Raw genomic sequence first — 21,181 nt, forward strand, 5'->3', positions numbered from 1 at the left:
CTTCCCCCCGATGGCGGCCGCGGTTTTTGCCACATTGCTCGTGGCGATGACGCCGGCCCCCGCCGTCCGCCAAGCTCCCGTCTCCCCCGAGATGGGTTCCACCCTCAATCCGCCGTCTGCCGGGCTCCGCCTGGTTGCCAGCAACACGATCAACACGCGCCTCGCACCGGAAACCCCGGGCTGCGCCAACACCGGCCTGGCCGGCCGCTGGGCGCTGCGTCAGCGCGTCAGCGCCAGCGCCGCGGAGCTGCCCGTGCAGGGCGGCGCCAAGCAGCAGGCCCGGCCGCGACTGGAAAACCCGGTGCAGGTGCTGCAAACCCTGCGCCCTGCCATGCACATGTGCGTGGTGGACCAGTTCGACCCCGCCGACACCGCCGGCGCCGGCAAGACCGTCTACCACCTTTGACGGCTTGGCGGCGGCCGGCAGGGCAGCCCTGCGCGGGCAGATGTCGTTAAGGCTCGCTTTTTCCGGCGTGCTCGCCTATCTGTGCGCCGCACAACAAGCCGCCCGGCCGCCCTGCCCGACCCCTCGCCATTCTCCGGCCGGGGGTTTCGGGTCGTGAGCGCAGGCGGCGCAGCCTCGGGACTGCCCGCCTCATGCAACTCCGCAACGTCGCCATCATCGCCCACGTCGACCATGGCAAGACCACGCTCGTCGATAACCTCCTGAAGCAGGCCGGCGCTTTCCGCGTCAACCAGCATGTGGCCGAGCGTGCCATGGACCGCAACGACCTGGAGCGTGAGCGCGGCATCACCATTCTCGCCAAGTCCACGGCGGTCGAGTGGAAGGGCGTCAAGATCAACATCGTCGACACCCCGGGCCACGCCGATTTCGGCGGCGAGGTGGAGCGCATCCTGTCCATGGTGGACGGCGCCATCGTGCTGTGCGACGCCGCCGAGGGCCCGCTGCCCCAGACCAAGTTCGTGCTGACCAAGGCGCTGGCCCGCGGCCTGAAGCCGATCGTGGTTATCAACAAGGTCGACCGCCAGGATGCCCGCGCCGACGAGGTGCTGAACGAGGTGTTCGACCTGTTCGCGGCGCTCGGCGCGTCCGACGACCAGCTCGACTTCCACACCATGTTCGCGTCCGGCCGCCAGGGCTGGGCCGACCTGACCATGGACGGGCCCCGCAAGGACCTGTCGCCGATGTTCGACCTGATCCTGAGCCACGTGCCGCAGCCGACGGTGGACGCCTCCGCGCCCTTCGCGATGAATGCCTCCATCCTGGAAGCCGACCCGTTCCTGGGCCGCATCCTGACCGGGCGCATCGAGCAGGGCATCGCCAAGACCAACATGCCCGTGCGCGTGCTGCGCCAGGACGGCTCGATCGTCGAGACGGGCCGCCTGACCAAGCTGATGACCTTCTCGGGCCTGGACCGCGTGCCGGTCGACGAGGTGCAGGCGGGCGACATCTGCGCCATCGCCGGCCTGTCGGACGCCACCATCCCCGACACCATCGCCTCTCCCGAGGTGACCGAGCCGCTGCCGGCGATCCCCATCGATCCGCCGACGCTGTCCATGACCTTCCGCATCAACGACGGCCCGCTGGGCGGCCGCGAAGGCAAGAAGGTCACGTCGCGCCAGATCCGCGACCGGCTGTTCAAGGAAACCGAGGGCAACGTCGCCATCAAGGTGAAGGTGTCCGAGGAAGTGGACGCCTTCGAGGTGGCCGGCCGCGGCGAGCTGCAGCTCGGCGTGTTGATCGAGACCATGCGCCGCGAGGGCTTCGAGCTGACCATCGGCCGCCCGCGCGTGCTGACGCAGATCAACCCCGAGACGGGCGAGAAGGAAGAGCCCTTCGAGGAGGCGCTGATCGACGTGGACGAGGAATACTCGGGCTCCGTCGTCGAGAAGATGTCGCTCCGCAAGGGCATGATGCAGGACATGCGTCCGTCCGGCGGCGGCAAGGTGCGTCTGACCTTCCACATCCCGTCGCGCGGCCTGATCGGCTACCACGGCGAGTTCATGACGGACACGCGCGGCACCGGCATGATGAACCGCCTGTTCCTGGGCTACCAGCCCTGGGCCGGGCCGATCTCCGGCCGCGTCAAGGGCAGCCTGATCTCCAACTCCGACGGCGAGGCGGTGCAGTACGCGCTGTTCGCGCTGCAGGAGCGCGGCCAGCTCTTCGTGGACCCGGGCCACAAGGTCTACACCGGCCTGATCCTGGGTGAGCATTCGCGCGAGAACGACCTCGACGTGAACCCGATCAAGGAAAAGAAGCTGACCAACGTCCGCGCCGCCGGTAAGGACGAGGCCCTGTTGCTGATCCCGCCGCGCCGCATGAGCCTGGAGCAGGCGATCGCCTACATCGAGGACGACGAGCTGGTCGAGGTCACCCCCTCCGCCGTGCGTCTCCGCAAGCGCTACCTCGACCCCAACGAGCGCAAGAAGCACGCCCGCCGCGCGGACAGCGAGGCGGCGTAAAGCCGGAACAGGGCGGCCCGGGACACCGGGCCGCCCTTTTTCATGCGTGGAACCCTTTCGGCCCGGCCAGGGTTGGTTGCCGGTGGCGAATCCGCGCCACGGGGAACTTCGGCCATGGCCAAGGACGAGAAGACCAGCCCCAAGGCGGCGGCCGGCTCCGTCCTGTCCCAGGCCCCGGACCACAAGAACAAGGAGCGGCGCAACTCCGGAAGGACGGGCGGCATTGCCCCGGCATCCCGTTCAGCCGAAGGCCCTGCCCCATGATGATCCGCGTCGCAGCCACGCTGCTCCTGCTCACCGGTTGCAGCGTGCCGCTGGAAGGCGGCCGGGCGGGCCGCATCGAGCCCGATATCGCGTCCGAGCGCGCGCCGGAAACCCGCTCCCTTCCCGTCGCCGGCCGGCCGCTTCAACCGGGCGACAGCACCGCCCCCGGCGGCACCGGCGGGCTGAGCGACAGCACCATTCCCGGCAGCAGCGCCGGGACCTCCGGCACGGGGCTCTGAAAGCGGGGCGCCTGTGCTTCTTGAGAGGGGCGCTGCCCCTCTCAAACTCTCCCCGCCAGGGGATTGAATCCCCTGGACCCCCATGTGTTGTGGTGGGACGCGAGGCGGCAGCCGCGTGCTAAATAATTATATTATAAGAAATATCGAGGCATTCACCGGGGACAGCGCTATCTCCGGGGGGTGCAGGGGATTCAATCCCCTGCCAGGGGAGTTTGAGGGGGCAGCGCCCCCTCAAGAGCCACAGGAGCCCCCCGCTACTTCCGCCGCCGCAGCAACAGATGCACCGCGCCCTGGTTGGCGGCATGCGGATAAGCCGCGCCCAGCACCAGGTGGCGCAGTTCCGGCGCGTTGAGCCAATGCGGGAATTCGCGCCGCAGCACGCCGCCTTCGGGCATCGGCCCCTTGCCCGTCACCACCGCCACGCAGCGCAGCCCGTCCGCCTGGGCCGCGTGCAAAAAGGCGCGCACGGCGTGCCAGGCGTCCTGCGCCCGGCGTCCGTGCAGGTCCAGCGTCCGCTCTGGCCGGGTGCGGCCGCGGTTCAGGTCGCGCCAGCGGGACCGGTCCATGCCCGGCGGCGCGGTGCCCACCTGCACGGCGGGAATGCGCGCGCGGATGGCGGCGGGCGTCGGCGGTGGCGGCGCGGGGGGCGGCTTGGCCACGGCGGCGGGCGCCTGGACGGGGGGGGGCGGCACCACCGGCGCGGGCGCCAGGCCATGGCCCGGCATGGGCCGCACGGCCGACACAAAGGCCCGCCACAGGGCGCGGTCCTCCTCGGACAGGGTGCGGGGGCGGCGGGGCATGGGTGTGCTCTTACAGGGGGTGGGCGTTCCGATAAACGCCCGGCGCGGCAAAAGGCCGGACGGAAAGAATCGTCCCCGGCCCGGCCCTTACCCGGCGTCCTGCGCCTGTTCCATCGCCCGCCCCGCCCGGTGGCGCCGCAGCATCCACAGGCCCAGCAGGGCGGACACGCCGAACAGCACCACCGCCAGCACGATCTGCCATTGCCGGTCCACCGCCACGCCGCTGCCGGCCAGGGCGAAGATCACCGTCTGCGGCAGGTAGCCGACGGCCGAGGCCGCCAGGAATGCCAGCAGGGGAATGCCCGACAGCCCCGCCAGCAGGTTCAGCGCCAGGTTGTTGCCGATCGGCAGCAGCCGCAGCGCCAGGGTGGTGTTGAAGGGGCTGGCCACCAGCACGTCGCGCAGCGCCCGCAGGTGGCGGCCGAAGCGCCCGGCGAGCCGCCGTTCCGCCCAGCCGCGCCCCAGCAGCGCCGCCCAGCCCACCGCCATGGCGCAGCCCACCACCTGGGCCAGCAGGCTGAGCCCGCCGCCGATCCAGGCACCGAAGGCATAGGCGCCGAGAAAGGCCACCGCCTGGCGCGGCACCCCGGCGGCGCAGGCCAGCGTGGCGATCACCAGAAAGGCCGTCTCGCCCCACAGCGTTTGTTCCAGCCCGAAGCGGGCCACCAGCACGTCGGGCGTGGCGCCCAGCTCGCGCAGCAACCAGCCGCCGAGCGCCAGGCCGGCCGCCAGCAGCGCCATCTTGCCGATGGGGCGGAGCCGGCTGCTCACGGCAGAATCTGCGGGCGTTTCCAGCGGCGCTGCAGCCACATCACCCCCAACAGGTCCGTGATGCCCACCAGCGCGCGGTCCAGCGTGCCGTAGTTGGACACGCCGCGCGTGCGCGGCCGGTGGTTGACCGGCCGGCTGACCACGCGGCCGCCGACGCGCAGCACCAGCGCCGGCAGGTAGCGGTGCATGTGGTCGAAGGGCGGCAGCTCCAGGAACAGCGCGCGGGGAAACAGCTTCAGGCCGCAGCCGGTATCGGGCGTGGCGTCGCCCAGCAGCCGGGCGCGCAGACCGTTGGCGAAGCGCGACGACAGCCGCTTCACGGAGGTGTCCTTGCGATGCACGCGCCAGCCGGCCACCAGCATGCGCGCGGCGTCCGGCGCCTCCTGCGCGAAGGCCCACAGCGCGGGGATGTCGGCCGGATCGTTCTGCCCGTCGCCGTCCAGCGTGGCGATCCAGGCGGCGCGCGCCGCGCGCACGCCGGTGACGATGGCGGCCGACTGCCCGCAGGAGGCGGCGTGGCGCAGCACCCGCAGCACGGGCGTTGCGGCGGCGGTCTGCAGCAGCGCGGCGTGGGTGGCGTCGGTGGAGCCGTCGTCCACGTAGATGATCTCGTGCGGGATGCCGCGCAGGGCGGCGGAAATCTCGGCCACCAGCGGGCCGATATTCTCCGCCTCGTTGCGCACGGGCACCACCACCGCCAGCAGGGGCGGCGCGTCTGGGGCCGGGGGGGGGTGCGGTGCGTCGGACATCGGGGGCGCGGCGTAGCAGCCGCCGCCGGGGGGGACAAGCGCCGTGCGGGCGCCCTGCCCGCCTGAGACAAAACGTCCTGGGGCCGGGGGCGGCATCGGCGCGCGCATCGCGGCGCGGCGTGCTATGCTCCGCCACTGCCATGCCCTTCGATCCCCACGCCCCCGACGCCCTTCCCGAATCCCGCGCCCGGCGGGACCGCCACGCGGTCGCCCGCTGGCTGCTGCTGGTGGCCGGCATGGTCTGGATCATGGTGGCGCTGGGCGGTGCCACGCGGCTGACCGGCTCGGGGCTGTCCATCATGGAATGGGCGCCGCTGTCGGGCACGCTGCCGCCGCTGAGCCATGGCGAATGGCAGCGCCTGTACGACCTGTACCGCACCATCCCGCAATACGCGCTGGTCAACCAGGGCTTCGGGCTGGAAGGCTTCCAGCAGATCTTCTGGCTGGAATGGACGCACCGGCTGTGGGGCCGGCTGATCGGGCTGGCCTTTCTGCTGCCGCTGGTCTGGTTCTGGGTGCGCGGCCGCGTGCCCGCCGGGCTGAAGCCGCGCCTGGTGCTGCTGTTCCTGCTGGGCGGCGCGCAGGGCGCGGTCGGCTGGTTCATGGTGTATTCGGGCTTCGAGGCCGACCGCACCGCCGTGTCGCCTTATCGCCTGGTGGTGCATCTGGGGCTGGCGCTGCTGCTGTTCGGCATGCTGATCTGGACCGCCATGTCCCTGCTGCACCCCGAGCGAGACGCGCCGCCCGAAGCCCGCCCGCTGCGCCGGCTGGCCCACCCGGTGGCCGGGCTGGTGGTGCTGGCCATGCTGGCGGGCGGCTTCGTGGCCGGGCTCAAGGCCGGGCTCGACTACAACACCTATCCGTTGATGGACGGCCGGCTGGTGCCCGCCGGCTACGGCCTGCTGCAGCCCTTCTGGCGCAACCTGACGGAAAACGTCGCGGCCGTGCAGTTCAACCACCGCCTGCTGGCCACGCTGGCCGGGCTGGGCGCGCTGGCGCTGGCGGCCTGGGGCGCCAGGGTGCTGCCCGCCGGGCGCGCCCGCACGGCGCTGCTGGCGCTGGGCGGGGTGGTGGCGCTGCAATACGGGCTGGGCGTCGCCACGCTGCTGCTGGTGGTGCCGGCCTGGCTCGGCACCCTGCACCAGTCGGTGGCGGTGGGCGTGCTGGCGGCGGCGCTGGCCAGCCTGCACGCGCTGCGCCGCCCGAAACCCGTTGCCGCCGCATGAGTGGGAGCGGAACGCTGCATCCCGGCGACCCGGAGGCCGGCGCGCCCGACCCGGGCGCCCCTGGCCCTGCCGCGCCCGACCCCGGCGCCCTGCCCGGCGGCCCGCAGGCCCCCAGCCCGGACACCGTGCCCGCCCAGGGCGTCACCGCGCATTCCGGCCTGCAGGCGCTGGCCTCGGCCCCCATCAGCATCGCCGCCTTCGCGGCCGACGGCACGCTGCGCTTCGCCAATGCCGAGCTGCTGCGCCAGCTGGACCTGCCGCCGGAAACCGACCTCGTCGGCCGCGGGCTGGCGGACATGCTGCAGCTGTGCGCGTTTCGCGGCTTTCTCGGCGCCGGCGACCCGGAGGAACTGGCGCGCGAGGCGCTGGCGCTGGACCGCGCCCAGCCGCTGCGCCGCACCGTGCGCGCGCGTGACGGCCGCTGGTTCGACCTGGTGAGCGAGCCGCTGCCCGATGGCGGCTTCGCCTCCTACGCCACCGACGTTTCGCAGCACCGCCGCGGCGTGCTGGACGCCGAGGCACGCGCGGCGGCGCTGGAAATGGCGGTGCGCCACCAGGACACCGGCCTTGGCCTGTACGACGCCACGCACCGGCTGGTGCGCCACAACGACGGCTACGAGCGCACGCTCGGCCTGCAGCCCGGCACGCTGCGCAGCGGCATGACGCTGGCGGAGGTGCACCGCGTCATGCTGGAACACCACGCCTACGACCCGCTGGTGCGCAATTCCGTGGACGAGCGCGGCCGGCTGGACCGCACCCGCCCGCACGAGGAGGTGCGCCCCCTGCCGGACGGCCGCGCGGTGCGCAACAGCAGCCGCCCGCTGCCCTCGGGCGGCTTTCTGGTGACGGTGGAGGACGTGACGGCGCTGCGCCGCGCCGAGGACGAGGCGCGCCACCGCGCGGCCACCCTGCGCGGCGTGGTGGCGGCGCTGCCCTATGGCATCTGCGTGTATGACGCCAACCAGCGCCTGACCATGGTCAATGAGGCCTACCAGAGCATCCTGCGCGGTGCCGAGCTGACGGTGGGCGAGCACCTGATCGACGTGTGCCGGCGGCGCGAGGCGGCGGGCGAATACCCCCCCGGCGTCACCGCCGAGCAGATCTACCGCCAGCAGTTCGAGGTCGGGCCGCCGCGCCTGCGCAAGCGCGCGGACGGCACCATGCTGTCCGTCCGCAGCGCGCGGCTGCCGGATGGCGGGCTGCTGATCGTGGTGGCCGACCTGACCGCCCTGCACATCGCCGAGGCCACCGCCAAGCAGCGCGCCGACCTGCTGCAGGCGATGATCGACAACACCCCCTACGGCATCTGCCTGTTCGGCGCCGACCACCGGCTGGTGGCGCGCAACGAGCTGGCGGTGCACATGATGGGCCTGCCGCCCGGCATGGTCGGCCCCGGGCTGGAGCTGAACGAGCTGCGCGCGCTGCAGCACGCCGCCGGCGGCTTCGGCCAGGGCCCGGAAGCCGACGCCCTGCTGCAGCTCCGCAGCGCGATGGACCTGTCCCAGCCACAGCACTTCCTGGTCACGCGCGCCGACGGCCGGAAGATCGACGTGCATTCCGCGCCCACCCCGGATGGCGGCTTCGTGCGCACCTACACCGACGTCACCGAGGAACACCGCATCCGCGGCGAGATCGAGCGGGCGCGTCGCGGCGCCGAGGACGCCAATTCCGCCAAGACCCGCTTTCTGGCCACCATGAGCCACGAGCTGCGGACGCCGCTCAACGCCGTGATCGGCTTCAGCGAGGCGCTGCTGGCGGACGAGCAGACCGCCGGCCAGGGCCGCGAGTTCAGCGCCGCCATTCTGGAAGCGGGCCGCCACCTGCTGTCGCTGATCGACGACATCCTGCAGGTGGCGCAGGTGGGCAGCGGCGAGCTGCCGGTGGAAACCCGCGCCCTGCACCTGCCCAGCGTGCTGGAAAGCGCCGTGCGGCTGGTCCGCACCTCGGCCCAGGAAGCGCAGGTCGACGTGGTGCTGGAGCCGCCGCCCGACACCCTGCCCCGCGCCCAGGCGGAGGAACGCCGGCTGCGCCAGGTGCTGCTCAACCTGCTCAGCAACGCGGTGAAGTTCACCCCCGCCGGCGGCGCCGTGCACCTGTCCGCCGCCGCGCTGCCCGATGGCGGCGTGGAGGTCACGGTCACCGACACCGGCATCGGCATCGAGCCGGCGCAGCTGCACCGCGCCTTCGAGCCCTTCGTGCAGCTGGAAACCACGCATGACCGCCGCTACGGCGGCTCGGGCCTCGGCCTGTATCTGGCGCGCGCCTTTGCCCGCGCCATGGGCGGCGAGCTGACGCTGGAAAGCGCGCGCGGCGCCGGCACCACGGCGCGGCTGCGCCTGGCCGCCGCAACCCCCAACCCGGAGCCGACGGCATGACCGCACTCGACATCACCGACCGGCTGTTCTTCCGCGACCTGGCGCCGGAGGATGCCACCCGCGTCCTGGCCGGGGCCCTGGCCGGCGCCGAGGACGGCGAGCTGTTCCTGGAATACCGCGAAAGCGAGGCGACCACGCTGGACGACGGCCGCATCCGCACCGCTTCCTTCGACACCACGCGCGGCTTCGGCCTGCGCGCCGTGGCGGGCGAGGCCGCCGGCTACGCCCATGGCGGCGAGATCTCGCTGTCCGCCCTGCAACGCGCCGCCGACACGGTGCGCGCCGTGTCGTCCGGCCATTCCGGCGCGCTCGCCGTGGCGCCACGCGCCACCAATGCCCGCCTTTACGTGCCCGAAAACCCGCTGCCCGCCATGGAATTCGGCGACAAGACCGCGCTGCTCGCCGCCATCGACGCCTATGCCCGCGGGCGCGACCCGCGCGTCACGCAGGTGATGGCCAGCCTGACCGGCGAATGGCAGGCCGTGCAGATCCTGCGCGCCGACGGCACGCGCGTGGCCGACCTGCGGCCCCTGGTGCGGCTCAGCGTGCAGGTGGTGGTGGAGCATGCCGGGCGACGTGAATCCGGCGGCCACGGCCTGGGCGGCCGCTTTGGCTACGACCGCATCCTGGGCGAGCAGAGCTGGAAGAACGCCGTGGACCTCGCGCTGCGCCAGGCGCTGATCAACCTCGACGCCGTGCCCGCGCCGGCCGGCGAGATGGAGGTGGTGCTCGGCCCCGGCTGGCCCGGCATCCTCTTGCACGAGGCGATCGGCCACGGGCTGGAAGGCGACTTCAACCGCAAGAAGACCTCAGCCTTTTCCGGCCTGATGGGCCAGCGCATCGCCGCCCCCGGCGTGACGGTGGTGGATGACGGCACCATCGCCGACCGCCGCGGCAGCCTGACCATCGACGACGAGGGCACCCCCTCCGGCCGCACCGTGATGATCGAGGACGGCATCCTGACGGGCTTCATCCAAGACCGGCAGAACGCCCGCCTGATGGGCGTGGCCCCCACCGGCAACGGGCGCCGGGAAAGCCACGCCCACGCGCCCATGCCGCGCATGACCAACACCGTGATGATGGCCGGCCCCCACGCGCCGGAGGAGATCCTGCGCTCCGTCAAGCGCGGCCTCTACGCGGTCAACTTCGGCGGCGGCCAGGTGGACATCGTGTCCGGCAAGTTCGTCTTCGCCGCCTCCGAGGCCTACCTGATCGAGGACGGCCGCATCGGCCCCGCCGTCAAGGGCGCCACCCTGATCGGCTCCGGCGCCGATGCGCTGACCAAGGTCTCCATGATCGGCAACGACGTGGGCATGGACCCCGGCATCGGCACCTGCGGCAAGCAGGGCCAGGGCGTGCCCGTGGGCGTCGGCCAGCCCACGCTGAAGATGACCGGGCTCACCATCGGCGGTACCGCCGTGTGATGCTGCGCGCCGCCCGGCCGGAGGAAGCGGACGCCCTGCGCGCCCTGGTCGAGCGCGCCTACGCCGGCTACGTTCCCCTCATCGGCCGCCGCCCGGCACCGATGGACGACAACTACCCCGCCCGCATCGTCGCCGGGCAGGCGACGGTGCTGGAACGCGATGGCGCCATCGCAGCCCTGCTGGTGCTGGTCGACGAGCCCGACCACCTCTACCTCGACAACATCGCCGTGGACCCGGACGCCCACCACCAGGGCACCGGGCGCTTCCTGCTGGAGCACGTCGTCGCCGAGGCCCGCCGCCGGGGCCTGCCCGAGGTGCGGCTGGTGACGAACGAGAAGATGCTGCGCAACATCGGCATCTACACGCGCTTCGGCTTTGAGGAATACGCGCGGCAGGAGATGGGCGGGTATCATCGCGTGCTGATGCGCAAGCGCCTCGATTGAGAGGGTGCGCCGCCAGGGGCGCCGCCCCTGGACCCCGCCGGGGAGGCTGAGCCTCCCCGGACCCCTGCGTCAGGAAGCATGCCGGGCGGTGTGGCGCGGTCGCGAACGTGGCAGGCGTAAATAGATTTTTTTGCGAAAGCCAAACGGTCGGTATTCGCAGTCGCGGAGGGCAACCGGCCCTCGGGGCGAGACGCAAAACGGATGTCGGGGCCTGGGGTGGTTCAACCACCCCAGCGGGGGTCCAGGGGGCGGCGCCTCCTGGCCGGTCCCCTCAGTTCTGCGGCCCCAGCGCCTCGATCAGCGGCCGCAGCTGCTCCACCTCGGCATCCGAGAGGTCGTTGATCGGCGAGCGCACCGGCCCCGCCCCGTGCCCGACGATGGCGGCGCCCGCCTTGACGATGCTGACCGCATAGCCCGGCTGCTTGTTGCGGATGGCCAGGTAGGGAAAGAAGAAGTCGCGCAGCAGGCGCTGCACCGTGGCGTCGTCGCGCGTCGTCACGGCCTTGTAGAAGTCCAGCGCCGTGCGCGGGATGAAGTTGAACACCGCCGAGGAATAGGTCGGCACGCCCATGGCGAGGTAGGCGGCGGCGTAGACCTCGGCGGTGGGCAGGCCGCCGAGGTAGGTCAGGCGGTCGCCCAGCGCGGTGAAGACGGAGACCATGTTCTCGATCTCGCCCACGCCGTCCTTGAAGCCGATCAGGTTGGGGCATTCGTCGGCCACCGCCAGCAGCGTCTCGGCCGAGACGCGGCAGTTGGCACGGTTGTAGACGATGACACCAAGCTTGGTGGACTTGCAAACGGCGGCGATGTGCGCGCGCAGCCCGGCCTGCGAGGTTTCGGTCAGATAAGGCGGCATCAAGAGGATGCCCGCGGCGCCCAGGCGCTCGGCTTCCTGCGCGTATTCGATGGCGGTGCGGGTGCCGTAGCCGGCGCCGGCGACGATCGGCACCTGCCCGCCCGAGCCTTCGATGGCGGTGCGCACCACGTCGGAATACTCGCGCGGGGTGAGCGAAAAGAACTCGCCCGTGCCACCGGCGGCGAACAGCGTGGCGGTGCCGTAGGGGGCGAGCCATTCCAGGCGGGCGCGGTAGCCGCGGGCGTCGAAGTCGCCGTTCGCGTCGAAGTCGGTGACGGGAAAGGACAGCAGCCCGGTGGGCAGGGCGGCCTTCAGGTCGGCGGGGCTGAAGAGGGTCGGCATGAGAAACGTTCCTGGCTGGCTGACTTGTCAGTTGTCATACAAGTCACCTTCACCCCCGGCAAGCCCCTGCCCGCCCAGCCGGTCCAGCGCGGCGCGCAGCCTTTCGCGGCTGTTGCTGAGGTGCAGGCGCATGGCGGCGCGCGCCGCCTCCGCATCGGCGCGGCGGATGGCTTCCAGGATGTTGGCATGTTCCACCTGCAAGGTTTGCAGGTAAGCCAGCCGCGCCACCTCGTCATCCTTGAACAGGTCGATGCGCGCGCGGGGCAGCAGGCGCGGCGACAGCCCGCCCAGCATGGCACCGAAATAGCCGTTGCCCGACAGTTCCGAAACACAGAGATGAAAGGCCTGGTCATGCACGGTGGACCGCGCCGGGTCCGCCACGCTGTCGCCGAAGGCGTCCGCGATGCGCTGCAGCTCCGCCAGCCCCGCCGCGTCGCGGCGGCGCGCGGCGAGCGACGCCGCCTCGGACTCCAGCGCGATGCGGATCTCCATCAGCTTCAGCACGTCCTCCGCATCGCCCGCTTCGGAAGGATGCAGGTGATAGGTCGGGGCTTGCGCGGCGGGGTCCAGCACAAAGGCACCGCGCCCCTGCTGCGTCGCCAGCCGGCCGGCGGCGCGGAGCGAGGACATCGCCTCGCGCACCACGGTGCGGCTGACGCCGTAGCGCTGCATCAGCGCGCGCTCGGTGGGCAGCTGGTCGCCCGGGCGCAGCTCGCCCTGCGCCATGCGGGCGGCGAGGTCGCGCACCACCTGCTCGGCCAGGCTGACGCGGCGCGGCTCGCGCAATCGGGGAAGCACCAGGGGTTGCGGATCGCTCATGCGCGGCACCCTTGCACAACCGGCAGCGCTTCGCTATCACCATCAGCAAAATTGGTCTGACAACCGACCATTGCCGGACCACCCGGCACGAGGAACGACAACAGGAAAGGCCACCGCCATGCGTGGCGCCCCCGCGTGAGGTACGAGTTCGACTTCGCCGTGCTCCTGGACTACTGGCCCGACTTCCTGCACGGCGCCATCGTCACGCTGCAGCTGACCGCGCTGGCCACCGTGCTGGGCTTCGCCATCGGCGTGGGGGGCGCCGTGGGCGCGCGCAGCCCGCGCCGCTGGCTGTCGCGCGCCGTGGGCCTTTACGTGGAGGTGGTGCGCAACACACCCTTCCTGATCCAGATCTTCTTTCTGTATTTCGGCCTCGCCTCCGCCGGCATCCGCCTGCCGGTGTTCACCGCCGCCGTGATCGCCATGGTCGTCAACGTCGGCGCCTATTGCACGGAAATCATCCGCGCCGGCATGGACACCGTGCCCCCCGGGCAGGTGGAGGCCGCGCAGTCGCTCGGCATGACGGTGCCGCAGATCTACGCCGACGTCATCCTCCGCCCGGCGATCGAGCGCGTGTACCCGGCGCTCACCGGCCAGTTCGTGCTGATGATGCTGTCCTCCTCCGTCGCCTCGCAGATCTCGACGGAGGAGCTGACGGCGGTGGCCAACAACGTGCAGTCCTTCACCTTCCGCTCCTTCGAGACCTTTGTGTCCATCGCGCCCATGTACCTGGCGCTGGCGGCGATCCTGAAGCTCGGCTTCTGGCTGGTGGGGCTGGCCGCCTTTCCGCGCCGCCGCCGGCTCGGCACGGCGATCTAGCGCCGTGAACATCGTCTTCAACTGGGCCTATTTCGGCTACCTGCTGCAGGGCGCGGTGTGGACGCTGGTGCTCACCGCCTGCGCCTTCGTGCTGGGCGGCGCCGCGGGCTTCGTGGTGATGCTGGGCCGCACCGCCCGCGCGCGCTGGGTGCGGCTGGCGACGCTGGCCTATGTGGAGGTGATCCAGGGCACGCCGCTGCTGGTGCTGCTGTTCATCGCCTATTTCGGCCTGGGCATCTTCGGCATCGAGGTGCCGCCGCTGGTCGCCGCCGCCCTGTCGCTGATGATCAACGCCAGCGCATTCCTAGGCGAGATCTGGAAGGGCTGCGTGGACGCCGTGCCCCGCACCCAGCGCGAAGCCGCCGAATGCCTGGCGCTGACCCGCTGGCAGGGCTTCAAGGACGTCATTCTGCCGCAGGCCGCGCGCATCGCCACGCCGCCCACCGTGGGCTTCATGGTGCAGCTGCTGAAGAATACCTCGCTCGCTTCCGTGGTCGGCTTCGTGGAGCTGACGCGGGCGGCGCAGGTGATCAACAACTCCACCATCCAGCCCTTCCTGGTCTTCGGCATCGCCGGCGCCATCTACTTCCTGCTCTGCTACCCGCTCACGGCCTGGAGCCGCTCGCTGGAAAGGACGCTCAATGTCGGCCGCCGTTAGCCTCCGCGATGTCCGCAAGTCCTATGGCCCGCTGGAGGTGCTGAAAGGCGTGTCCTTTGACGTGGCGCCCGGCGAGGTGGTGGCGGTGATCGGCGCCAGCGGTTCCGGCAAGTCCACGGCGCTGCGCTGCATCAATGGGCTGGAATCCATCCAGGGCGGCGCCATCGAGGTCTGCGGCCACCATGTCGGCACAGAGCGCTCGGAAGCGCAGCTCCGCGCCCTGCGGCAGGACGTCGGCATCGTCTTCCAAAGCTACAACCTGTTTCCGCACCTGACGGTGGAGCAGAACGTCACCCTGGCGCTGCGGCGCGTGAAGCGCATGGCCGGCAAGGCGGCCATCGAGATCGCCGGGGCGGTGCTGGCGCAGGTGGGGCTGGCGGAGAAGGCGCAGGCCTACCCGGAGCAGTTGTCCGGCGGCCAGCAGCAGCGCGTGGCCATCGCCCGCTCGCTGGCCATGCAGCCCAAGGTGATGCTGTTCGACGAGGTGACCTCGGCGCTCGACCCGCACCTGACGGGCGAGGTGCTGCGCGTGATGGAGGCCCTGGCGCGCGACGGCATGACCATGATCACCGTGACGCACGAGATGGGCTTCGCCCGCCGCGTCGCCGACCGCACCATCTTCATGCGCGCCGGGCTGGTGTGGGAGGTGGGCGGCGCCGAGATGTTCCGCGCACCCCGAACGCCGGAGCTGCAGCAATTCCTGGGAAGCGAGCTCTAGAACCTCGCGCCCGCCCCACCACCGAGAGGACCACCGAGAATGATCACCATCGACCGCCGCACCCTGCTGTCCGGCGCCGCCGGCCTCGCCGCCGCCGGGCTGTTCGCCCGCCCCGCCCGGGCCGACAGCCTGGACGACATCCGCAAGAACAAGAAGGTCCGCATCGCGGTGGCGATGGGCATCCCGCTGTTCGCCTACATGGACGCCGGGCTGAACCCCACGGGCTCGGACGTCGAAACGGCGAAGATGATCGCCAAGTCGCTGGGCGCCGAGCTGGACCTGATCCAGATCACCAACGCCGCCCGCGTGCCGACCATCCAGACCCGCAAGGCCGACATCCTGATCGCCTCGCTCGCCATCACGCCGGAGCGCAAGCGCGCCATCGACTTCACCATCCCCTACGCCACGCTCGACATCATCGTCGCCGGCGTCGCCGCGCTGGCGGTCAAGGACTACCCCGACCTGGTGGGCAAGCGCATCGGCGTGACGCGCGCCACCGTCAACGACGTGATGGTGACGCAGAACGCCCGCGGCGCCGAGATCGTGCGCTTCGAGGACGACGCGACGCTGATCACCGCCGTGGTGTCCGGCCAGCTCGACCTCGTGTCCACGCAGACCGCCGTGCTGGCCAGCATGAACGAGAAGCGCGCCAGCAAGCTGGACGTGAAGTTCGTGCAGCAGGAGCTGAACCTCGGCATGGCGCTGCCCAAGGGCGAGCCGGCGCTGCAGGGCTGGCTCAACGAATGGATCCGCACCGCCTTCAACGACGGCTCGCTGAACACGATGTTCAAGAAGTTCCACAACCGCGACCTGCCGCGCGACCTGATCACCCGCGAGGTGTGACGCCCAGCAGCCGGTCCCACAGCCCGGCGTGGCGGGCTTCCGGCGGCAGCCCCGGCGCCGGGTCGGGGGGCGGGTCGCCGGGCGCGCGCAACGTGTCCGCCAGCAGGTCGGCGGCGGCGCGGCGCCTGGCTTCGGGCCGCAGCGCGGCGCGCAGCGCGGCCGGGTCCGCCGCCTGCTCCTCGGGCTCCAGCCGCCCGGCCTGGATGCGGACTTCCAGCGCGCCGCGCAGCGCGGCGTGGTGCCGGTCCACCCAGGCTTCCGGCGGCGCGGCGGCCAGCCGGGGCAGCAGCACCCGCAGCAACGCCCGGCGGCGTTCCAGCCGGAGCCGCTCCGCCGCCGCGGCCCCCAGCTCCGCCGCCACCGCCCGGCGCAGCGCCGCGAGGTCGGCATGGCCCAGCCGGCGGGCCAGCGCGTCGCCCACGGCACCCGGCCGGCGCACCGCGCGCAGCATCACCGCCAGCCGGTGGTCCTGACCGCGCAGCGGCGCCACCAGCGTGAAGCCCTCGCCCTTCCGCCGGAAGGCCAGGAGCGGCGCCAGGCCGGGGATCGCGTCGGCATCGCCCGCGCCGCCCAGCCGCTGCGACAGCCCGGGCATGGCCAGCGGCGCGCCGGGCAGCGGCGCGGCCTCGCCGAGCGTCAGCCGCAGCCCGCCCAGCCGCAGGGTCAGCGCCACCGCCGCCTCATCCGGCGGGCGCAGCCGCAGCACCGGCAGCACGCTGCGCGCCGCCGGGTCCCGCACCGCGAAGTCGAGCGCGAAGCGCTGCTCGCCCAGCGGGCCCGGCCCGGGGCACGGCAGGGGCTGCGCCGGACGCTGCACCACCTGCCCCGCGGCGTCGCGCTGTTCCAGCAGCAGGCTGGCGCGGGTGCCGGGCGGCAGAACGCCGAACAGCAGCCGCCAGGCACCCTGCACGCGCACCACCTGGCCCGGCAGCACCGCCACCTGGCCCGGCCGCTCCGGCGCCACTTGCGGCGACTGCGTGGGCGAGATGGTGCCGGCATAACGCAGGTCCACGCAGGGCAGCCCGTCTTCCTCGCCCCGCCCCACGAAGCATGCCAGCCCTTCCCGGACGTAGGACACGCTCCAATGCGTCGGCACCCGCCCCGGGGCCGGGTTGCCCAGGCCCCGGGGGTTGCGCAGCAGGTTGTCGGCCGGCCGCAGCGGCTGGGCCAGCATGTTGAACACCACGCTGTCGCCCGGCATGGCGGCATGGCCGGGCGGCGCGGCGCGGCCCGGGGCGTGCTGGCGCGCCAGCTCCTCCAGCGCCGCCCGCACGGCGGCGGCGGTGGGCGCGGGCGGGGCGGCCACGGGCGGCGGCAGGCCGTCCAGCCGGGGCGGCGGCACCCGCGGCGCCAGCGGCACGGCCAGCCGCAGCCGCAGGCCGCCTTCCGTCGGCGGCGGCAGCAGCTCCACGCGCAACGGCGCCGCCGCCCGCAGCCCGGCCTGGCGCAGCAGCGCCCCGGCGGCGTCCTGCGCCACGGCGCGGGCGTATTCCGCCACCAGCCCGTCGCGCAGCCGCGCGGCATGCGCGGCCGTGGCGGGCCCGGACAGCAGGTCGCGCAGCCGGGGGCCGATGGCGGCGTCCAGCGCGCCGGCCGGGATGTCCAGCAGGAACCGCCGCTCATCCCCCGCCGGCGGCAACAGCCGCAGCGAAAAGCCGTTGTTTGGGGCGAGGGCGTTCACCGTGGCGGCATCCCGGCGGCGGCGGGGACCGCGCGGCTCAGGCGGCGGCGGCGCGCCGGGTGGCGCGCCACGCCCGCAGCACCGCCCCGCCATCGGCCGGCAGGCGCGGCACCAGGCGTTCCGCGCTGTCGCCACCGGCGAAGTCGGGGTGCAGCATCTGCACCGTGCCGCCATTGGCGAAGGCGGCGCGGTTGCCGGTGTCGAGGTAGCTTTCCGTCGCCGCGCCATGCGCCAGCAGCACGTCGTGCGCCGGCAGCTCTACATGCCAGTAGGTGATGGCGGCGTGGTGGTGTTCCTGCACCACCGTGTCGCCGTCCACCAGCAGCTGCGCCGGGACCAGCGCGCCGTCCAGCCACATGCAATGGTCGGGCGACACCAGCAGGTCGCGGTCGGGCGTGTTGGGGCCCAGCGCGCCGCGGCGGATGCGCACCGGCGCCACGCGCCCCGGGTTCGGGTGGCGCAGCAGGTCCACGTCGCGCCAGCCCACCCACAGCACCGGCGCCCAGTCGCCCTGCCGGCCGGACAGCACGCGCAGGCTGTCGCCCACCCGCAGCGCCTCCACCGCCACGGCGCCGCGCGCGGTTTCCACCGTCGTGCCGGTCACAAAGCAGGCCAGGGCGTCGAAGCTGATGTCGGACCGGTCGCTGAAGCTGAACAGCCCCGCGTTGCTGACCGTGGTGGTGCTGCCGTTCAGCGCGAAGATGCTGGACCCGCCGGCCAGCTCGGCCTTGGTGATGGTGTAGTCGCCGTAGTTGCCGCCGAACACCACGGTGTTGTTGCCGGCGCCGCCGTCGATGCTGTCGTTGCCGCCGCCGCCGTTCAGGATGTCGTCGCCCGCGCCGCCGTTCAGGATGTCATCGCCGGCACCGCCCAGCAGCGTGTCATTGCCGTCGCCACCGTTCAGCGTGTCGTTGCCGGCACCGCCGTTCAGGGTGTCGTTGCCGGTGCCGCCCACCAGCGTGTCGGCGCCCGCGCCACCGTTCAGCGTGTCGTTGCCCGCGCCGCCATCCAGCGTATTGGGCCCGGTGGCATTGCCGGTGATGACGTTGTCCGCGGCGTTACCGGTGCCGGCAAAGGCGCCCGTGCCGGTGGAGGTCAGGTTCTCGACATTGCTGCCCAGCGTGAGGCTGCTCAGCGTGGTTTGCACCGTGTCGGTGCCCTCGCCCGCCAGCTCGGTGACGGTGTCGCCGGCCTCGCCCACCACGTACAGGTCGTCGCCGGTGCCGCCAGCCATGGTGTCGGTGCCGGTGCCGCCCACCAGCGTGTCGTTGCCGTCGCCACCGTTCAGCGTGTCGTTGCCGGCACCGCCGTTCAGGGTGTCGTTGCCGGTGCCGCCCACCAGCGTGTCGGCGCCCGCGCCACCGTTCAGCGTGTCGTTGCCCGCGCCGCCATCCAGCGTGTTGGGCCCGGTGGCATTGCCGGTGATGACGTTGTCCGCGGCGTTGCCGGTGCCGGCAAAGGCGCCCGTGCCGGTGGAAGCCAGATTCTCGACGTTGCTGCCCAGCGTGAAGCTGCTCAGCGTGGTTTGCACCGTGTCGGTGCCCTCGCCCGCCAGCTCGGTGACGGTGTCGCCGGCCTCGCCCACCACGTACAGGTCGTCGCCGGTGCCGCCAGCCATGGTGTCGGTGCCGGTGCCGCCCACCAGCGTGTCGTTGCCCGCGCCGCCTTCCAGCCTGTCGTTGCCGGCTTCGCCGAACAGGGTGTCGTTGCCTTCGCCGCCGCGCAGGGTGTCGTCGCTGGCGTCGTTCACCGTCAGCAGCGGCAGGTTCAGCGACACCGCGCCGGTCAGGCTGGCATCCAGCGAGGCGAGGCTGCTGCCGCCCCCGCCGATCAGCACGTCGTCGCCCGTGCCGCCGTCGATCGTGTCGGCCCCCTGGCCGCCGACGATGGTGTCCGCGCCCGCATCGCCGTTCAGGATGTCGTTGCCACCTTCGCCGAAGATGCGGTCGTTGCCGTCGCCACCGTTGACGGTATCGGCGCTGCTGTCGTTCACCAGCGAACTGAGGCTGAGGTTGACGCCGAGCAGCGTGTTCAGCGCGCTCACACTCGTGGTGATGCCACCGCCGCCGCCGCCGACCAGCGTGTCGTCGCCACCGCCGCCGTTGATGGTATCGGCGCCAAGGCCCGCCACCACCGTGTCGTTGCCGCCCAGGGCGTTCAGCGTCGCGCCGGTCACCTTGGTGGCGTCGGGCGTATAGGTGTTGGGGTCTTCATTGGGGCCACTCGTCCACGGCATCGGACAGCTCCAGGCGCAGGTTGGGGCCTGTCCGCGACAGTCCCGCACGTCGAAGGGACGGCCTGTCGAACTATCAGTGGGGGCGGCACGCTCTCAAGAAAGGGAAAGCCGGCTTCGGTCGGGCTGCCGGGCGGGTTTGTCGGCGCGCGGGCGCGCGATGCCGCCGGGTGCCGCGGGCGTCATGGATTGTCGGCGGTGGCGCCGCGCGGCGCGGCATTGTCGGTGCTCCGGCCGACACGGACGCGAGACGCAACAGGGCGGCCCGTTGCCGGGCCGCCCTGCGCGACGTCATGGCAGGCGCGGAACGCTCAACCGAAGGCCCAGCCGCGGCCGGCGATCAGCGACACGACGAACAGCACCAGGAACACAACGAACAGGATCTTGGCGATGCCGCTGGCGGCGCTGGCGATGCCGCTGAATCCCAGCACACCCGCGACCAGGGCGATGACCAGGAAGATCAGGGTCCAGTAGAGCATGGCAGTCTGTCCTTGGGCGAAGGGATGGGCCGGCGGTCCGGCGCGAACATGGTCACGCCGGGCCAGGCGGCCGTCTGGTCATCCACCGCCCCGGCCACTGGCCGCAGGGGCATCCGCGCCCGGATCATCGCTCATGTCCATTGCCGTTGCGCCCGCCGCGAAGCGCCGGTTGCGCGATGGGTCTGGAACGTGGCGGAGGATCGCAGGTTGCAGCGCCGCCGCCGCCCCCGCCTCAGCCGATCGGCACGGTGGAGGACACCGCCTGGTAGGTGGCGATCGCCAGGGCCAGCGGCTCGAAGGGCTTGGAGATCACGAAAGCGGGCTCCACCGTTTCGGCCGTCAGCAGCCGCTCCGGATAGGCGGTGACGAAGATTACCGGCACCTTCAGCTGCTGCTGGATGCGGCCCACCGCGGTGATGCCGTCGCCGCCGGCGCCGAGGTTGACGTCGGCCAGGATCAGCCCGGGCTTCTTGGAGGCCGCGAGCCGCACCGCCTGCGCCTCGGTCGCCGCCACGCCCACCACGCGGTGGCCGCAGCTTTCCACCAGCTGGCGCACGTCCATGGCGATGATCGGCTCGTCCTCGATCACCAGCACATCGGCGGCAGCGGCCGAGCGCAGCGCGGCGCGGGCTTCCTCCAGCTCGGTTTCGGCGGCGTCGGTGGGAATGCCGGTGACCTGCGCGGCCTCGCTGACCGACAGCTCTTCCAGCGCGGTGAGCAGCAGCAGCTGCCGTTGCCGCGCGCCCAGCGCGGCGCCGGACGGCGGCGCGGCCGGCGGCGGCGCCAGCTTGGTGACGCCGGCATACAGCGCCAGGCGGGCGGACAGCCCTTCCGGCAGGCCGGCGCGCAGCGCGGCACCCACCAGCGCGTCGCCGGCCGGCTGGCTGCCGGTCAGCGCGCGGGCGTAGCGGCGGGCGGGGGGCAGGCTGCGCAGCAGTTCGGCCTGGGTGACGGCATTCATGGTGTGGCCCTCGTATCGGTGCGGAATCGCGTGGTCGTTCTGGCTGGCATGCCC

Annotated in this window: 21 protein-coding genes; 12 read left to right on the forward strand and 9 right to left on the reverse strand. The window is 72.3% G+C overall.

Annotated elements, in window-relative coordinates; all coding sequences use genetic code 11:
- Positions 1-46 precede the first annotated feature (46 nt).
- The 4 genes from IAI59_RS17515 (at position 47) to IAI59_RS17530 (ending at position 2,930) form a co-directional block, all read left to right on the forward strand.
- Positions 47-406 carry a hypothetical protein gene (locus tag IAI59_RS17515; protein WP_207417464.1) on the forward strand — a complete coding sequence of 120 codons (360 nt, stop codon included), beginning with the start codon at positions 47-49 and terminating at the stop codon, positions 404-406.
- 191 nt (positions 407-597) lie between these two features.
- Positions 598-2,427 (forward strand): translational GTPase TypA, encoded by a 1,830-nt coding sequence (gene typA, locus IAI59_RS17520; RefSeq protein WP_207417465.1) that lies wholly within the window; start codon positions 598-600, stop codon positions 2,425-2,427.
- A 114-nt stretch (positions 2,428-2,541) separates the two neighbouring features.
- Entirely contained in the window at positions 2,542-2,691 is a 150-nt protein-coding gene (locus IAI59_RS17525) for a hypothetical protein (RefSeq protein WP_207417466.1), read from the forward strand.
- Positions 2,688-2,930 (forward strand): hypothetical protein, encoded by a 243-nt coding sequence (locus IAI59_RS17530; protein WP_207417467.1) that lies wholly within the window; start codon positions 2,688-2,690, stop codon positions 2,928-2,930. Before IAI59_RS17525 ends, IAI59_RS17530 begins: the two co-directional genes overlap by 4 nt.
- Positions 2,931-3,184: 254 nt before the next feature.
- Here IAI59_RS17530 and IAI59_RS17535 read toward each other — a convergent pair whose 3' ends face one another.
- From IAI59_RS17535 to IAI59_RS17545, 3 genes are all read right to left on the reverse strand, one after another.
- A complete protein-coding gene (locus IAI59_RS17535; protein ID WP_207417468.1) occupies positions 3,185-3,730 on the reverse strand; it encodes a Smr/MutS family protein in 546 nt (181 codons plus the stop codon).
- 87 nt (positions 3,731-3,817) lie between these two features.
- The gene (locus IAI59_RS17540; RefSeq protein ID WP_237181159.1) at positions 3,818-4,501 is read right to left on the reverse strand and encodes a TVP38/TMEM64 family protein; all 684 of its coding nucleotides are present in this window, start codon (positions 4,499-4,501) and stop codon (positions 3,818-3,820) included.
- Positions 4,498-5,250 carry a glycosyltransferase family 2 protein gene (locus IAI59_RS17545; RefSeq protein WP_207417470.1) on the reverse strand — a complete coding sequence of 251 codons (753 nt, stop codon included), beginning with the start codon at positions 5,248-5,250 and terminating at the stop codon, positions 4,498-4,500. Before IAI59_RS17545 ends, IAI59_RS17540 begins: the two co-directional genes overlap by 4 nt.
- A 140-nt stretch (positions 5,251-5,390) precedes the next feature.
- Here IAI59_RS17545 and IAI59_RS17550 point away from each other — a divergent pair, with 140 nt between their 5' ends.
- From IAI59_RS17550 to IAI59_RS17565, 4 genes are read left to right on the forward strand one after another with little or no spacing between them, the layout of a single operon-like run.
- Complete coding sequence (locus IAI59_RS17550) at positions 5,391-6,476, forward strand: COX15/CtaA family protein (RefSeq protein ID WP_207417472.1); 1,086 nt, start codon at positions 5,391-5,393, stop codon at positions 6,474-6,476.
- The gene (locus tag IAI59_RS17555; protein ID WP_207417473.1) at positions 6,473-8,851 is read left to right on the forward strand and encodes a PAS-domain containing protein; all 2,379 of its coding nucleotides are present in this window, start codon (positions 6,473-6,475) and stop codon (positions 8,849-8,851) included. The genes IAI59_RS17550 and IAI59_RS17555 overlap by 4 nt, the downstream gene beginning before the upstream one ends.
- A complete protein-coding gene (gene tldD / locus IAI59_RS17560; protein WP_207417474.1) occupies positions 8,848-10,275 on the forward strand; it encodes a metalloprotease TldD in 1,428 nt (475 codons plus the stop codon). Before IAI59_RS17555 ends, tldD begins: the two co-directional genes overlap by 4 nt.
- The gene (locus IAI59_RS17565; RefSeq protein ID WP_237180730.1) at positions 10,275-10,718 is read left to right on the forward strand and encodes a GNAT family N-acetyltransferase; all 444 of its coding nucleotides are present in this window, start codon (positions 10,275-10,277) and stop codon (positions 10,716-10,718) included. The genes tldD and IAI59_RS17565 overlap by 1 nt, the downstream gene beginning before the upstream one ends.
- 271 nt (positions 10,719-10,989) lie before the next feature.
- Here the strand turns inward: IAI59_RS17565 and kdgD are convergent, their stop codons facing one another.
- On the reverse strand, positions 10,990-11,916 hold the full coding sequence (gene kdgD, locus IAI59_RS17570; protein WP_207417475.1) for a 5-dehydro-4-deoxyglucarate dehydratase: 927 nt from the start codon (positions 11,914-11,916) through the stop codon (positions 10,990-10,992).
- A 27-nt stretch (positions 11,917-11,943) separates the two neighbouring features.
- The gene (locus tag IAI59_RS17575; RefSeq protein ID WP_207417476.1) at positions 11,944-12,735 is read right to left on the reverse strand and encodes a FadR/GntR family transcriptional regulator; all 792 of its coding nucleotides are present in this window, start codon (positions 12,733-12,735) and stop codon (positions 11,944-11,946) included.
- A gap of 135 nt (positions 12,736-12,870) precedes the next feature.
- Between IAI59_RS17575 and IAI59_RS17580 the strand changes: the two genes are divergently transcribed.
- From IAI59_RS17580 to IAI59_RS17595, 4 genes are read left to right on the forward strand one after another with little or no spacing between them, the layout of a single operon-like run.
- A complete protein-coding gene (locus IAI59_RS17580; protein WP_207417477.1) occupies positions 12,871-13,554 on the forward strand; it encodes an amino acid ABC transporter permease in 684 nt (227 codons plus the stop codon).
- Positions 13,555-13,558: 4 nt separating this feature from the next.
- Entirely contained in the window at positions 13,559-14,212 is a 654-nt protein-coding gene (locus IAI59_RS17585; RefSeq protein WP_207417478.1) for an amino acid ABC transporter permease, read from the forward strand.
- A complete protein-coding gene (locus IAI59_RS17590; protein WP_207417479.1) occupies positions 14,196-14,930 on the forward strand; it encodes an amino acid ABC transporter ATP-binding protein in 735 nt (244 codons plus the stop codon). Before IAI59_RS17585 ends, IAI59_RS17590 begins: the two co-directional genes overlap by 17 nt.
- Positions 14,931-14,969: 39 nt before the next feature.
- Positions 14,970-15,773, forward strand: coding sequence for a transporter substrate-binding domain-containing protein (locus tag IAI59_RS17595; RefSeq protein ID WP_207417481.1), 804 nt, complete (start codon positions 14,970-14,972; stop codon positions 15,771-15,773).
- Here IAI59_RS17595 and IAI59_RS17600 read toward each other — a convergent pair.
- From IAI59_RS17600 to IAI59_RS17615, 4 genes are all read right to left on the reverse strand, one after another.
- Entirely contained in the window at positions 15,757-17,454 is a 1,698-nt protein-coding gene (locus tag IAI59_RS17600; protein ID WP_207417483.1) for a hypothetical protein, read from the reverse strand. The genes IAI59_RS17595 and IAI59_RS17600 overlap by 17 nt on opposite strands.
- A gap of 37 nt (positions 17,455-17,491) precedes the next feature.
- Positions 17,492-19,690, reverse strand: a complete 2,199-nt coding sequence (locus IAI59_RS17605; RefSeq protein ID WP_207443821.1) for a Hint domain-containing protein — start codon at positions 19,688-19,690, stop codon at positions 17,492-17,494.
- Between the two features lie 308 nt (positions 19,691-19,998).
- Entirely contained in the window at positions 19,999-20,166 is a 168-nt protein-coding gene (locus IAI59_RS17610) for a DUF1328 domain-containing protein (protein WP_207417488.1), read from the reverse strand.
- A gap of 232 nt (positions 20,167-20,398) precedes the next feature.
- Positions 20,399-21,127 carry a PhyR family response regulator anti-anti-sigma factor gene (locus IAI59_RS17615; RefSeq protein WP_207417489.1) on the reverse strand — a complete coding sequence of 243 codons (729 nt, stop codon included), beginning with the start codon at positions 21,125-21,127 and terminating at the stop codon, positions 20,399-20,401.
- Positions 21,128-21,181 lie beyond the last annotated feature (54 nt).

This window comes from Roseomonas haemaphysalidis (genome assembly GCF_017355405.1).
GTDB classification, from domain to species: Bacteria; Pseudomonadota; Alphaproteobacteria; order Acetobacterales; family Acetobacteraceae; genus Pseudoroseomonas; species Pseudoroseomonas haemaphysalidis.